General features: G+C 60.3%; 16 protein-coding genes. 11 read left to right on the top strand and 5 right to left on the bottom strand.

From position 1 onward, the window contains the following. The first annotated feature begins 14 nt into the window (after nt 1-14). The 4 genes from CFA77_RS14995 to CFA77_RS14980 all read left to right on the top strand — a co-directional run bounded on the left by CFA77_RS14995 (nt 15) and on the right by CFA77_RS14980 (nt 2,988). Nucleotides 15-602, top strand: coding sequence for a DUF1285 domain-containing protein (locus CFA77_RS14995; protein ID WP_242517400.1), 588 nt, complete (start codon nt 15-17; stop codon nt 600-602). Between the two features lie 6 nt (nt 603-608). Continuing rightward, complete coding sequence (locus CFA77_RS14990) at nt 609-1,229, top strand: CoA pyrophosphatase (protein WP_206991371.1); 621 nt, start codon at nt 609-611, stop codon at nt 1,227-1,229. A gap of 75 nt (nt 1,230-1,304) precedes the next feature. Continuing rightward, nucleotides 1,305-1,790: a DUF6111 family protein gene (locus CFA77_RS14985; RefSeq protein WP_034810463.1), complete on the top strand. Its 486-nt coding sequence runs from the start codon at nt 1,305-1,307 to the stop codon at nt 1,788-1,790. Further along, the gene (locus CFA77_RS14980; RefSeq protein ID WP_242517399.1) at nt 1,777-2,988 is read left to right on the top strand and encodes a CCA tRNA nucleotidyltransferase; all 1,212 of its coding nucleotides are present in this window, start codon (nt 1,777-1,779) and stop codon (nt 2,986-2,988) included. Before CFA77_RS14985 ends, CFA77_RS14980 begins: the two co-directional genes overlap by 14 nt. Here CFA77_RS14980 and CFA77_RS14975 read toward each other — a convergent pair. The 3 genes from CFA77_RS14975 to CFA77_RS14965 form a co-directional block, all read right to left on the bottom strand. Next, complete coding sequence (locus CFA77_RS14975) at nt 2,978-3,466, bottom strand: TspO/MBR family protein (protein WP_206991370.1); 489 nt, start codon at nt 3,464-3,466, stop codon at nt 2,978-2,980. The two genes, CFA77_RS14980 and CFA77_RS14975, sit on opposite strands and share 11 nt — an antisense overlap. A 74-nt stretch (nt 3,467-3,540) precedes the next feature. Then, nucleotides 3,541-3,795: a helix-turn-helix transcriptional regulator gene (locus CFA77_RS14970; RefSeq protein ID WP_051607399.1), complete on the bottom strand. Its 255-nt coding sequence runs from the start codon at nt 3,793-3,795 to the stop codon at nt 3,541-3,543. Next, the gene (locus CFA77_RS14965) at nt 3,795-4,343 is read right to left on the bottom strand and encodes a DUF2975 domain-containing protein (RefSeq protein WP_206991369.1); all 549 of its coding nucleotides are present in this window, start codon (nt 4,341-4,343) and stop codon (nt 3,795-3,797) included. The genes CFA77_RS14970 and CFA77_RS14965 overlap by 1 nt, the downstream gene beginning before the upstream one ends. Nucleotides 4,344-4,409: 66 nt before the next feature. Here CFA77_RS14965 and CFA77_RS14960 point away from each other — a divergent pair, with 66 nt between their 5' ends. Together CFA77_RS14960 and CFA77_RS14955 are read left to right on the top strand one after the other, a co-directional pair. Next, entirely contained in the window at nt 4,410-4,691 is a 282-nt protein-coding gene (locus CFA77_RS14960) for a hypothetical protein (protein ID WP_206991368.1), read from the top strand. A 23-nt stretch (nt 4,692-4,714) separates the two neighbouring features. After that, the gene (locus CFA77_RS14955) at nt 4,715-4,993 is read left to right on the top strand and encodes a hypothetical protein (RefSeq protein ID WP_206991367.1); all 279 of its coding nucleotides are present in this window, start codon (nt 4,715-4,717) and stop codon (nt 4,991-4,993) included. Between the two features lie 4 nt (nt 4,994-4,997). On the opposite strand, the gene hemF is transcribed toward CFA77_RS14955, so the two are convergent. Then, nucleotides 4,998-5,882 carry an oxygen-dependent coproporphyrinogen oxidase gene (gene hemF, locus CFA77_RS14950; RefSeq protein ID WP_206991366.1) on the bottom strand — a complete coding sequence of 295 codons (885 nt, stop codon included), beginning with the start codon at nt 5,880-5,882 and terminating at the stop codon, nt 4,998-5,000. Nucleotides 5,883-6,103: 221 nt separating this feature from the next. Between hemF and petA the strand changes: the two genes are divergently transcribed. The 5 genes from petA (at nt 6,104) to CFA77_RS14925 (ending at nt 11,073) form a co-directional block, all read left to right on the top strand. After that, nucleotides 6,104-6,643: a ubiquinol-cytochrome c reductase iron-sulfur subunit gene (gene petA, locus CFA77_RS14945; protein WP_034810468.1), complete on the top strand. Its 540-nt coding sequence runs from the start codon at nt 6,104-6,106 to the stop codon at nt 6,641-6,643. Nucleotides 6,644-6,659: 16 nt separating this feature from the next. Further along, nucleotides 6,660-8,117: a cytochrome b N-terminal domain-containing protein gene (locus CFA77_RS14940; RefSeq protein ID WP_034810469.1), complete on the top strand. Its 1,458-nt coding sequence runs from the start codon at nt 6,660-6,662 to the stop codon at nt 8,115-8,117. Nucleotides 8,118-8,135: 18 nt separating this feature from the next. Beyond that, a complete protein-coding gene (locus CFA77_RS14935) occupies nt 8,136-9,128 on the top strand; it encodes a cytochrome c1 (protein WP_206991365.1) in 993 nt (330 codons plus the stop codon). Nucleotides 9,129-9,208: 80 nt separating this feature from the next. After that, nucleotides 9,209-10,087 carry an S-methyl-5'-thioadenosine phosphorylase gene (locus CFA77_RS14930; RefSeq protein ID WP_206991364.1) on the top strand — a complete coding sequence of 293 codons (879 nt, stop codon included), beginning with the start codon at nt 9,209-9,211 and terminating at the stop codon, nt 10,085-10,087. Nucleotides 10,088-10,161: 74 nt separating this feature from the next. Next, the gene (locus CFA77_RS14925; RefSeq protein ID WP_206991363.1) at nt 10,162-11,073 is read left to right on the top strand and encodes a hypothetical protein; all 912 of its coding nucleotides are present in this window, start codon (nt 10,162-10,164) and stop codon (nt 11,071-11,073) included. Between the two features lie 6 nt (nt 11,074-11,079). On the opposite strand, the gene CFA77_RS14920 is transcribed toward CFA77_RS14925, so the two are convergent. Then, nucleotides 11,080-12,603 (bottom strand): helicase HerA-like domain-containing protein, encoded by a 1,524-nt coding sequence (locus tag CFA77_RS14920; protein ID WP_206991362.1) that lies wholly within the window; start codon nt 12,601-12,603, stop codon nt 11,080-11,082. Nucleotides 12,604-12,726: the final 123 nt, after the last annotated feature.

Raw genomic sequence — 12,726 nt, 5'->3', positions numbered from 1 at the left:
TGGCGGAGCAAAACGTGAATTCCAGTGCCACAACCACAATCAGTCTCGAAGAGACGCTTAAAGCGATCCTTCCCGATGGCAAGGTAGATGGCAAACTGCCGCCGGTTCATCTGTGGAATCCTGAGCGCTCAGCTGACATCAACATGGAAATCCGCGCGGATGGTAGTTGGTGGCATGAAGGCGACCCAATTAATCGCGAGCGACTGGTGAAGCTGTTCTCGCGCATCCTGCGCAAGGATGAGGACGGTTCGGTCTGGCTCGTCACGCCCTACGAAAAAGTGATCGTGCATGTGGCCGATGCGCCTTTCCTTGCTGTGCGCGTCGAGCGGGCGGGCGAGGCCGGACCGCAACAGACACTGGCCTTCGTCACAAATCTGGGCGATGTGACGCTGGCAGGGCCGGACGCGCCGCTGCGCGTCGAGACCGATCCCGAGACCGGAGAGCCTTCCCCCTATGTATTGGTGCGCGGACAGCTCGAAGCCAAACTTGCCCGGCCGGTCTTCTACGAACTGGCCAATATGGCAGAACCTGCACCCGACGGATCAGATATGCTGGGCGTGTGGAGCCAGGGTGTCTTCTTTCCTCTCGGACCGGCGGCCTGATCCGGCATGAGCTGGAACGGGCTGGACGATTTCCTGACGCGGGTCTCAGACCGGCTTGACCCGCCCCATGGCGAAGGGCGGCTGACCGAATATGGCGACCTCGACTTCCTGACGCCAGAAGAACTGGCGGTAATCCGCCCGGCGGCGGTGCTGTTTGGTGTCATCCCGCGCAAATCCGGTCCGACCGCGCTGCTCACCCTGCGCCCGGACACGATGGCCAATCATGCCGGACAGGTTGCCTTTCCGGGCGGCAAGATCGATCCGATCGACGTGGACGAAGTCGCCGCCGCCCTGCGCGAGGCTGAGGAAGAAGTCGGCGTGAACCCGGCAGAGGTGGAGGTTCTGGGTCGCGGCGCGCCCTATGTCACCGGCACCATGTTTCGCATCACGCCGGTCGTGGGGATTCTGCCCGCCGATTTCGAGCCCAAACCCGACCCGACCGAAGTTGCGGACGTGTTCGAAACGCCCATCGATTTCCTGATGAATATCGCCAACCATCAGGTCGGCCGAGCTGTCTACAAGGGCAAGGAACGGCAATTTTACGAGATGCCGCATGGCGGCTTTCGCATCTGGGGCGTGACCGCCGGGATTATACGGAAACTGTATCATACACTGTACGACGATTGATCCGGCCCGGTTTTAGGGGTTTGTTCAATCCATCCACGCCTTATCTAAGGTGAAACAATCGGAGGGAACGACACCTTGGCCGGACGCATCGTCTTTGAGCTATTCATCTTCTCGATCCCGTTCATCGTGTTCGGGCTCTACCTGCTGGCAACGTCGAATGCAGAACAGGAGGGCAAACGCAAATGGCCCATCAATATCCTGTTCCTGTGCGGCATTGGCCTTGCGACCGTGGCCTGGTTCGTTCTGATCCTGATGGAGCCGAAAGAACGCGACATCTGCCACGAGCCGGCCCGTATGGAGAATGGCAAGCTGATCCCGGCACGCGACTATCCTTGCGTTCATGATGTCACCAATGTCGGCGTGCCGCGCGAGCGAGACAGTATCCGTTCCGCCACGGGCGCGACCGGGCCCGGCACGGATATCCATGATGCCGGAGAGATCCGCGCCACGGCGCCGGATACCGAAGATGCCGCGCGCCGGGAGGAAGAGCCGGTGATCCTGGCCCCGGACCCCGATGCCGACACACCGGAGATCGTGCGGCCGGACGATGACACGGACTGACCTGACGACCGCGCCCTGGCTGGACTGGCCGGGCACACGCGCCGTGATGGCTGCGCTGGAAGTGGCGCGCCCTGGTGGCGCGCGCTTCGTCGGCGGCTGTGTGCGCAACGAACTGCGCGGCGTGCCGGTCGATGACATAGACATCGCGACCCAATTAAAACCGGAGGAAACCCTCGCGGCGCTGGAAGCGGCCGGCATTCGCGCGATCCCGACCGGGCTGGAGCATGGCACCGTCACCGCCATCTATGACGGCCGCCCCTACGAGATCACCAGCCTGCGCCGCGATGTCGAGACAGATGGCCGCCGCGCCGTGGTCGCTTTCACCGAGGATTGGGCCGAGGATGCGGAGCGCCGTGATTTCCGGCTCAATGCTATCTACGCCGCCGCCGATGGCCGCCTGCATGAGATCGTGCCGAACTCGGTGCAGGATGCCATTGATGGGCGGGTGATCTTCATTGGCGACGCAGACCAGCGCCTGCGCGAGGACTATCTGCGCATCCTGCGCTTCTTCCGGTTCAATGCCTGGTATGGCGCGGGCATGGATGCCGACGGCCTTGCTGCATGTGAGCGGCAAAAGGATGGACTCGCAAAGATTGCTTCCGAGCGGATATGGAAGGAATTGAAACGCCTGATGGAAGCGCCCGATCCGTCCGAAGCCATGCTGGCCATGGAAGAGACGGGCGTGCTGGAAGCCGTGCTGCCCGGCGCGAGCGCATCGGAATTGCCATCTCTTGTTTCGGTGGAGCAGGGGGCCGGCCTTGCGCCAGATCCGTTGCAACGCTTGATGGCCATGCTTCCCCGTCGCGCCCGCGATGTGACCAGTGTCACGGCGCATCTGCGGCTATCCAATGTCGAGGCCAGCCGACTGGCCGAGTGGGCCGACCCTGCGCTAACTCATGTTCTTGACGTCCAACCGGACGCGCTGCGTCGTCTGTTTTACCACTTTGGCCCACGTGCTGTGCTGGACCGCGCCTTGATTGAGGCCGCGCAGGTTTCTGGAGCGGATGCCCTGACGACGATCAAGGCAGCGGCAGTCGACTGGCAGAAGCCGGACTTTCCGCTGGGCGGCGCAGATGCCCTTGCAGCAGGGCTTAGCGGTCCGGATGTCGGCGCAGTCCTGCGCGCGTTGGAGCAGAGCTGGGTGGCGTCGGATTTCAGTCTGACTCGAGACGAATTGGTTGCGCGCCTCAATTCGTGAACAGGATGTACGCGTTGAGGTATCCGGCGAAACTGATCCAGACCAGATAGGGGATTTGTAGCAAGGCGGCGAGGTGCGAATAGCGCCAGAAGTCCTGCATCATGGCCACGATCAACAGCCAAAGCGCCACCAGAATGCCGAGCGCCAGCGCGACCTCGTTCATGCCAAAGAATGCAAGGCTCCAGCCCGCATTGAACACCAGCATCGAATAGTACAGCCCGAGCGGGCTGACGGCACGTTCAAATGAACCGGCCCGGTCCAGCACCAGCAGGGCGCCTGCCGCCATCAGTACGAACAGAATTGGCCAGACAAGGGCAAACATGACGTCTGGTGGGGTGAGGAAAGGTTTGCTGAGCGCAGCGTACCAGGGGTCGGAACTGCCGCCCGAAATCACTGCTCCTGCTGCGGCGGCTGTCACCGTCGCTAGCAGGAGCAGTATCCCTGCCCCCCAGGGAAAGGCTTTCGCACTGGTGACCATCGACCACGCTTATACCTTCGAATGAAGTTTTCGTCATTTCCGAAACGTTAATTCGAGCCACAATGCTCTGATCGTCATCGCTTTTTTCCGTCGGTGCCCAAAATCCGGACGGGATTTCGCGACTGGTCCTCGTCCCGGTCCAGTATATCGCCCGGCTTGCAGTCCAGCGCGGCGCAGATCTTGTCCAGCGTCTCGAACCGTACGCCTTTGACGTGTCCCTGTCTTAGCTGCGACAGGTTCTGCTCGGAAATGCCGATTGCCGCGGCCAGTTCTTTGGACTTCATCTTGCGCAAGGCAAGCATCACATCGAGGCGGACTATGATGGCCATCAGATGAACTGCTCGTTTTCATGGGCGATGTCGGTCGCCTGAGTCAGGATCTGACCGATTACCAGGATCACCGCGCCAATCATCAACAAGATGACGGTATTGGAATTGATTCCAAGTGTGAGTGCCCGGTTGCCCGGTCCATTGTCATAGGTCAGGCCGAGCACCATCAGCGTAGGCAGGATCAGTTGCACGGCAGCAAACAGGAAAATGGTCAGGCCCAGGAAGCGCACTGCTCGGACAGCGGCGGGCGCAAATACCACGCCTTTCTGGAACACGCTGAAGACACGCGCAGCGCCGATGACGATCAGGGTGAGGCTGAAATAGCCGATCGCTGCCAGGACATGCAGGAGCAGTTTCTTTCCCCCGGAATAAGAGACGTCCTCCCGGACATGCGGCTGAAGGCCCTCCCAGGCCGAATCCAGGATGGAGGTTGAAACGTCCATCAGGAAATAGGCTGCCACCATCAGGACGAGGATGAGGAGTGCGAGCCATTTCAAGACGCGGCAGACGAGGCGTGTCCGGTCAGGCAGGAGTGTGGGAGTATTCATTATTCGTCCTTGCCAATTAAAAATTCATGTTTTACGTGAATAAGTTATTGAAAGAAGGGTATCTGCATGTTCGCCATTATCGCAAGGATTTTCGTCATCGGCGCAGGTGTTTTTCTGCCCATGGCCTGCGCAAGCGTGCCGGTGACCAGCCTGCCGAAACTCGCAGCGCTGGATCCGACGACCATGGATGCCAGCCAGGTCGAGGTCGCTGTGCGCGCGCCGGATGACTATGACTTGCCTGAGGACGCAGCAACGCTCGTTTTGTCAGTCTGGCAGGAAGAGGGGGACAAGACCCGGGAAGAGCTGTTCCACCTTGTCCCCGTGCCGGACGCGCAACCCGTTTCCTGAACAAGCGCGCAAAGGCAGGGTTCATGATCCATCGGCTGCATATCCACCCAAAGGACGCGCCGCGCATGGACGATTTCCGCGCGCATATGCTGAGCCTCAAGGAGGCACCCGGCCAGAAAAGCCTGTCCGTCAGCGTCACCACGAGGCCCTGCCTGAAGCCGGGTGCCAATCCCTTCAAGGACCCCCGTGTCGCCATCTATCTGCGCCCGGCACAGGATGAGGAATATTTCACCCTTGTGAAGGAGCGGAAAGTCTCGATTGAAATGCCGGATGGCGACGCACGTTATTGCGCGACAGACTAGGGCCTCACGGCCACTTCACGACAGGGGGCATGGAGGAGAGGATGCTCGTCACATTGCCGCCGGTCTTCAAGCCGAAGGTCGTGCCGCGGTCGTAGAGCAGATTGAACTCCACATAGCGGCCGCGCTGGATCAGCTGTTCCTCGCGTTGGGCTTCGCTCCAGGTCTGGTTCATGCGCCGGGCGACCAGTTTCGGGTAGATCTCCGCGAATTGCTTGCCGACTTCCTGTGTGAAGGCGAAATCGGCGTCCCAGTCGCCCGAATTGAAGCGGTCATAGAAAATGCCGCCCGTGCCGCGTGGCTCATCCCGGTGAGCGAGATGGAAATAGGTGTCGCAGGTCTCTTTCATCTGCGTGAAATCGGCGCCCGGATGCGTGTCGCAGGCGGATTTCATGGCGGCGTGGAAATCGACCGTGTCTTCGAAGTCTTGATCACGTTGATAATCGAGCAGGGGATTGAGATCTCCGCCGCCGCCGAACCAGGACTGGCTGGTCACCAGCATGCGGGTATTCATATGCGCGGCGGGCACTTTCGGATTGCGTGGATGCGCGATCAGCGAAATGCCCGAGGCCCAGAATCGGCCATCTGACTTGTCCGCGCCGGGGATTTGGGCAGCGAAGGCTTCAGAGAATGTGCCGTGGACTTCCGAGAAGTGGACCCCGACTTTTTCGAACACCTTGCCGCGCATCAGGCCCATACGGCCGCCGCCCAGGTCTTCGCTGCCATCGCCGCGTTTCCACTCGGTCAGTTCGAACCGTCCCGGTTCGCCTGAATAAAGGGGGCGTTCCGCCGCATTTTCCAGCGCTTCGAACCGCGCGCAGATGTCTTCCTGCAACACCCTGAACCAGTCGCGTGCGCGAGTCTTCTTCGTTTCGAGATCACCATCTGTCATGGCGCGACACATGGGGCGAGGACTGCGACACTTGCAAGCGCCCTGTTGTCACAGGCGCCAAGTCAGGATAACGCGCTGCCAATAGTAGTTTATGGGGAGGCACCCGCGCCCACTTGCCGCAATGTGCAAGGGGGCGGGCTCCTGTATGACGGGCCCAGATTTCTGCCTTCGCAAGGGACGGGATAAGCGTGACTGACACACCTGCACACGAACACGGCGAGATGATCGACGACGATCGCCGCAATTTCATTCACATCGCCACTGGAGCGGTCGCCTTTGGCGGCGCTGCCATGTTTGCCTGGGCCGCGGTTGACCAGTGGAACCCGGCCGCTGACACAAAGGCCGCTTCGGCGCTGGATGTCGATGTGTCCAAAATCCCTCTGGGCGGCGAGATCCGCGTCCTGATCGGCGGCAAGCCGTTCTTCGTGCGCCACCGCACAGCGGCTGAGATTGCTGCGGCCGATTCGGTGAATGTCGCGACATTGCGTGATCCCGAGACCGATGATGCGCGTCTGCGTCCCAAGGCTGACGGGTCGTTGAACCCGGCCATTCTGGTCACCTCGGGCTCTTGTACCCACCTTGGCTGTGTTCCAGTTGGTCCGGCGCAAGGCAATACAGGCGATTTCGGTGGCTGGTACTGCCCATGCCACGGCTCGCACTACGATACGTCTGGCCGTATCCGCAAAGGCCCGGCCCCCACAAACCTCCCGGTTCCGGACTACAATTACGTGTCCGACTCCGTGATCAACATTTCGCTTTAAGGGAAGGATACCGCAGATGAGTGGACACGAATCCTCCTACACGCCGACCAATGCCTTTACGAAATGGCTTGATACGCGTTTGCCGCTGGTCCGGTTTGCCCAGGACACGGCGATCAATTTCCCGACCCCGAAGAATTTGAACTACTGGTACACGTTCGGCGGCATCCTTGCCGTCTGTCTCGTGATTCAGATTCTGACCGGTATCATCCTGGCCATGCACTATGAGGCCAGTGTCGACGGCGCGTTTGCGTCTGTTGAGCGTATCATGCGCGATGTGCCGTATGGCTGGCTGCTCCGCTACATTCACGCCAATGGCGCGTCGATGTTCTTCCTTGCCGTCTATATTCACATGTTCCGCGGGCTCTATTACGGCTCCTACAAGGCGCCGCGCGAAGTGCTGTGGATCCTTGGCTGTGTCATCTACCTTCTGATGATGGCCACCGCCTTCCTCGGCTATATGTTGCCTTGGGGCCAGATGTCCTATCACGGCGCAAACGTCATTACGTCGCTGTTCGGCGCCATCCCGCTGATCGGCGAGAGCCTCCAGACCTGGATCCTCGGCGGACCATCGATTGGTAACCAGACACTGCAGCGCTTCTTCTCGCTGCACTATCTGCTGCCCTTCATGATCGCCGGCGCAGTCATCCTGCACGTCTGGGCGCTTCATGTGCCGGGCAACAACAACCCGACCGGTGTTGAGGTTCAGGACGTCGCGAAAGACACCGTGCCATTCCACCCGTATTACACGGTGAAGGACGCCTTCGCGATCGTGATCTTCCTGATCATGTTTGCCGTCTTCGTCTTCTACGCACCGAACGTGCTGGGCCATGCCGACAACTATATCGAGGCCAACCCGCTGGTGACGCCTGCGCACATCGTGCCGGAATGGTACCTGCTGCCATTCTACGCCATCCTGCGCGCCATCACGTTCGATCTCGGCCCGATCCCGGCCAAGCTGCTCGGCGTGATCTTCATGTTCGCAGCCATCGCGGTCCTGTTCATCCTGCCTTGGCTCGACACGTCGAAAGTGAAGTCCATGCGCTACCGTCCGGTGGCCAAGCAGTTCTTCTTCGGCTTTGTCGCCGTCTGCCTGCTGCTCGGCTGGTGCGGCGCGGCCAACCCGGACGATGCCGTCATCCCGGCGCTGCAGGGTGATCCGAAACTGGTGGTCAGCTATACGGCGGATGGTCAGGAAGCGACCAGCGAATACAAGGGTGGTGGCGAAGCCTATATCGACGCGAAACGGTTCATGGAGAGCCTGCCAGCTGACGCGAACCCGTCTCTGTCGGCTGTGCCGGCTCCGACCTTCATGTTCCGTCACTTCTCGCTGATCCTGACCTTCTGTTATTTCGGCTTCTTCGTTCTTCTGTTCTTCCTTGGTCTGACCGAGAAGCCGAAGGAATTGCCGGAATCGATCCATAAATCCGTGCTGAAGCGCCACAAGGCGTCAGCGTCGGCCGTGCCGGCTGAATAGGGAGCTTTGGGGAAAATCATGAAAGCGTTCCGCATTCTTACTGCCGGTTTTGCCGGTCTCATGATCGCCGCGTCAGCGCATGCTGCCGGCGGCGCTGCTCACCCGCACGAACCGGAAGAGGGCTGGCCCTTTGAAGGCGTGACGGGTCAGTTCGACCAGGCCTCGCTGCAGCGTGGCTATCAGGTGTACCAGGAAGTCTGTTCGTCCTGTCACTCCATGAAGCTGCTCAGCTACCGCAACCTCGGCGATCCGGGTGGCCCGTTCTATGACGAGGCCTATCCGAACCCGAACGACAACCCGTATGTGAAGGCTCTGGCCGCGCAGAACGAAATCCTCAGCCCGACGCCAAATGAAGTCGGTGACTATGATTTCCGTCCGGCGACGCCCGCCGACACATTCCGCAGCCCATATGCGAATGACAGTGCGGCCCGTGCGGCCAATGGCGGCGCTGTGCCACCAGACCTGTCAGTGATCTACAAGGCCCGCCATGATGGCGCGTCTTATGTGTACAGCCTGCTGGCAGGCTATCCGGACGAGGACGTATTCTCAGAGCGCGTTGTCGCTGAAGCATCTGACGGGGGCACGCCGGATGATCCGAGCGACGATACGCCTGCCGAAGTTCAGACCGTTATCGACGCGTCCAAGCTGCATATTGGTCATGGTGATGACCATTACGAAGGCTACCTGATCCAGAATGCCGGCCAGTACTACAATCCGTACATGCCGGGCGATACGGTTCCGCAATTCGAAGGCGATCCCCGCCATGCGCCTCCGGGTGGCTTCCTTGCCATGCCGCCGCAGCTCGTTCCGGGCCGCGTCGAGTATAGCGACGGCACCGAAGCGACCATCGACCAGATGGCCTATGATGTTGCGCAATTCCTCGCTTGGGCAGGTGAGCCGAAACAGACCAACCGCAAATCGCTTGGCCTTGCCGTGATGGTGTATTTTGGCATCCTCGCGATCCTGCTCTGGTTCTCCTACAAGCGCATCTGGCGCAACGTAGAGCACTAGGCAGTTCTGACAGAACCTTGAATTGACGACCCCGTCCCTGGCTGATCCAAGGGCGGGGTTTTCTTTTTCCGGAGCAGATCATGAGCAAATGGACCCTCGGCATTATCGGAGGCTCGGGCCTTTACGAAATTGACGACCTGGAAGACCGCCGCGAGGAACAGGTCGAGACTGCCTGGGGCAAGCCATCTGACGTGCTGGTGCGCGGCCGGATAGGGGAGGTGGAGCTGGTCTTCCTGCCGCGCCACGGAAGAGGTCACCGCATCACGCCGACCGAGGTGCCTTACCGCGCCAACATTGCTGCACTGAAGGCGGCGGGTGTGACGGACATCCTGTCAATTTCGGCTTGCGGCAGCCTGAAAGAGGAATACGCCCCCGGTGACTTCGTCGCCGCAGACCAGTTCATCGACCGCACCTTTGCGCGCGACAAAACCTTCTTCGCAGCCGGCATGGTGGCGCATGTCTCCATGGCCTACCCGGTCTGCCCGCGCCTGTCGGGGCTTGCAGCAGATGCGGCGGAGGCTGTCGGATCAAAGATGCATCGCGGCGGCACGTATCTGGCCATGGAGGGACCGCAATTCTCTTCGCTCGCGGAATCAAAACTCTATCGGCAATGGGGTTGCGACGTGATTGGCATGACCGCGATGCCGGAAGCCAAGCTCGCCCGAGAGGCCGAGTTGCCCTACGCTATTCTTTGCATGGTCACCGATTATGATTGCTGGCGGGCAGAAACCGAGGCGGTATCGGTGACGAATGTGCTGGAAATCATGGGCCAGAACAGCGCGGTGGCCCGTAAGGCTGTTGTCCGGCTTGCTGAAGCCCTGTCCGGAATGGAGCGTACGTCGGATCCGAACGGCACGGATACGTGTCTGGATTATGCGTTGATTACTGCGCCACAGGCGCGCGACCCGGATTTGCTCGACCGTCTTCAAGTGATTGCAGGACGTGCGCTCAAGGGCTAAGGTTTACCAACACTTAACCGGTCGCCATGCGGGGGAAGCATGGTTTACGGTGGACGCGTTGAGGGGATCTCAGAATGAGTGAAGCGCAATTCTACACATTCTTCACCGGCGGGCTCGGCCTGCTTATCGCAGCAGCATTGATGATCGCCTGGCAGCTTTGGCGGCTAAGGGATGAAGAACGCGATGGCGCGATCTCCGCCCTCGACGGCATCAGCCATGAGATGCGAATCAATCTCCAGCGCATGGTGAATGAGGTCGCCCAGATCGTCGACACGCAGGAAGCCGGACCAGATGTCCTGCTGCCGGTCCAGCATCCGCAGCTCGACGGTGTAAACGCTTCCCTGATCAAGACCAATCGCAATGCGATCGCCGTGATCGGCGCGACCTATCAGGAACTTGAGGCGCGCAAGATGGCATTGCGGGCGGTGCTGGCCCAGAAGCGCGATCTCAGCGCAACGCTCGACGACGCGATGGATGCGACGATCAACGGCATTGCGACGCTCTATATGTGGGAAGAGCACGCCGGTGTACGTCCTTCAGAGGCGGGCACTGTGCGCAGCTGGCACGTGCGCGACTGGATGAAAGCGCATGGCTTCTCGGCAAATTCCTTTCCGGGCATGCATCTGCGCGATGAAGTCGTTGAACGTCTGCGCCAGTACGGTCTGCACCTGACGCCGCGCCCGCTGACCCATACCGCCCATGAATATTACAGCATGCAGTATGACCGGAAAGCCGATCCGCATGCACCATTCTGGAAGCGCAAGCCGAAGACCGAGGAAGTCATGGCCGTCGCGGCAGCCGACGAAGCAGCTGAATATATCGATGAGGACTTCGAGGACACCTATGAGGGCGAAGCCGATATCACGCCGTCGGAAAACGTCGATGCCGCCCTGGCCGAGATTGAAGCGATGGACGACGACCTGCCGGAAGAGGACGAGGCCTATGCCGAGGAAGACTCCGACGAAGCCGGCCGCTTGCCCAACTGATCCCCGCTAGCGTTTGAACGTGCCCATGATGCCGCGCAGGATGTAACGGACGATCTCCCGGCTGGCCGTTCGGGCGGCCTGATTTCCCGCTTTCTCGAGCGAACTCATCCGGCGGGAGCTACGGCGCGTGGTCGTTTTCTTTTTCTTCTTGTCCAGCTCGGCCTGAGCCTTGGCCTCTTTCTTGGCAAGTTCCTCAGCTTCCTTTGCGGCTTTCACTTCGCGCGCTTCCAGCACTTCATAGGCCGACTCACGGTCAATCGACTTCTCGTACTTTCCGGCGACGGGACTGGCATTCTGGACCGATTTGCGCTCCGCGTCCGTTGCCGGGCCAAGTCGTGAGGCTGGTGGGCGGATCACGGTCCATTGTACCACGCTTGGCGCGCCCTTGGCGTCCAGCGTTGAGACCAGTGCCTCGCCAACGCCAAGCTGGGTGATGACTTCCTCTGTGTCAAAAGTCTCATTCTCGCGGAAGGACTGCGCCGCGGCGCGTACGCCTTTGCGTTCGGCGGGCGTATAGGCGCGCAGGGCATGCTGCAGCCGGTTGCCCAGTTGTGCGAGCACGCTTTCCGGCAGGTCGCGCGGGTTTTGGGTAACGAAATAGACGCCCACACCCTTGGAGCGGATCAGCCGCACGACCTGCTCGATCTTCTGCATCAACGCCGCAGGAGCGTCGTCGAACAACAGGTGGGCTTCATCAAAGAAGAAGACGAGGCGCGGCTTGTCCGGATCGCCAATCTCGGGAAGCTGCTCGAACAGTTCCGACAACAGCCAGAGCAGGAATGTGGAGTAGAGTTTTGGACTGTTGATCAGGCGGGTGGCATCCAGCACGTTCACGATGCCGCGCCCATCGGTATTGGTGCGCATCATGTCCGACAATTCCAGTGCGGGTTCGCCGAAGAAGAAATCGGCACCTTCGCGTTCCATGACGAGCAAGTTGCGTTGCACCGCGCCAAGCGACGCAGAGGCAATGTTGCCGTATTCCTTGCTGAGTTCGTCGCGGACCTCCTTGTCGCTCATATGAACGAGCAGTTTGCGCAGATCCTTCAGGTCAAGCAGCAGCAGGCCATTATCGTCGGCATATTCGAACGCGATGTTCAGCACGCCTTCCTGCGCGTCGGTGAGGTCCATCAGCCGCGAGAGGAGCAGGGGCCCCATTTCAGAAATCGTGGTGCGGATCGGATGGCCCTTCTCGCCGAACACGTCCCAGAACACGGTTGGCGCAGACGTGTACTCATACTCGCCGAGCCCGATCTTGTTGGCGCGTGCAACGAATTTGTCGTGCAGCTTGTGATCCGTGCTGCCGGGTATGCAGATGCCCGAAAGGTCACCTTTCACGTCCGCGCAGAAGACAGGAACGCCCGCATCGGAAAAGCCCTGAGCCAGGTTTTGCAGGGTGACTGTCTTGCCGGTGCCGGTTGCGCCCGCGATCAGGCCATGCCGGTTTGCGATTTTCAGCAACAGGTTCTGCGCCACATTTGGCGTGCCGGTGCCCTCGGCATCTGCGCCCCCGATAAAGATGGAATCCATCATCCTGTCCCCTTCATTCCTTACAGGCTGCGACGCTAGAGAATTCGCCGGATTCGGCAAGGGTGGAGGCGCAGGCTCTTGACGGCGCGCGAGGCTCTCCTCACCCTGTGGTAACCACAGCTCCGG

Source organism: Hyphomonas sp. KY3, assembly GCF_017309975.1.
Classification (GTDB): Bacteria; Pseudomonadota; Alphaproteobacteria; order Caulobacterales; family Hyphomonadaceae; genus Hyphomonas.
The sequence above is the reverse complement of the archived record's forward strand: the minus strand, read 5'-3'. Positions and strand labels throughout refer to the sequence as shown.

Coding starts and splice junctions, on each gene's coding strand:
- CFA77_RS14990 (WP_206991371.1), top strand. CDS start 609: ATGAGCTGGAACGGGCTGGACGATTTCCTGACGCGGGTCTCAGACCGG.
- CFA77_RS14980 (WP_242517399.1), top strand. CDS start 1,777: ATGACACGGACTGACCTGACGACCGCGCCCTGGCTGGACTGGCCGGGC.
- CFA77_RS14975 (WP_206991370.1), bottom strand. CDS start 3,466: ATGGTCACCAGTGCGAAAGCCTTTCCCTGGGGGGCAGGGATACTGCTC.
- CFA77_RS14970 (WP_051607399.1), bottom strand. CDS start 3,795: ATGGCCATCATAGTCCGCCTCGATGTGATGCTTGCCTTGCGCAAGATG.
- CFA77_RS14965 (WP_206991369.1), bottom strand. CDS start 4,343: ATGAATACTCCCACACTCCTGCCTGACCGGACACGCCTCGTCTGCCGC.
- CFA77_RS14960 (WP_206991368.1), top strand. CDS start 4,410: ATGTTCGCCATTATCGCAAGGATTTTCGTCATCGGCGCAGGTGTTTTT.
- CFA77_RS14955 (WP_206991367.1), top strand. CDS start 4,715: ATGATCCATCGGCTGCATATCCACCCAAAGGACGCGCCGCGCATGGAC.
- hemF (WP_206991366.1), bottom strand. CDS start 5,882: ATGACAGATGGTGATCTCGAAACGAAGAAGACTCGCGCACGCGACTGG.
- petA (WP_034810468.1), top strand. CDS start 6,104: ATGATCGACGACGATCGCCGCAATTTCATTCACATCGCCACTGGAGCG.
- CFA77_RS14940 (WP_034810469.1), top strand. CDS start 6,660: ATGAGTGGACACGAATCCTCCTACACGCCGACCAATGCCTTTACGAAA.
- CFA77_RS14935 (WP_206991365.1), top strand. CDS start 8,136: ATGAAAGCGTTCCGCATTCTTACTGCCGGTTTTGCCGGTCTCATGATC.
- CFA77_RS14930 (WP_206991364.1), top strand. CDS start 9,209: ATGAGCAAATGGACCCTCGGCATTATCGGAGGCTCGGGCCTTTACGAA.
- CFA77_RS14925 (WP_206991363.1), top strand. CDS start 10,162: ATGAGTGAAGCGCAATTCTACACATTCTTCACCGGCGGGCTCGGCCTG.
- CFA77_RS14920 (WP_206991362.1), bottom strand. CDS start 12,603: ATGATGGATTCCATCTTTATCGGGGGCGCAGATGCCGAGGGCACCGGC.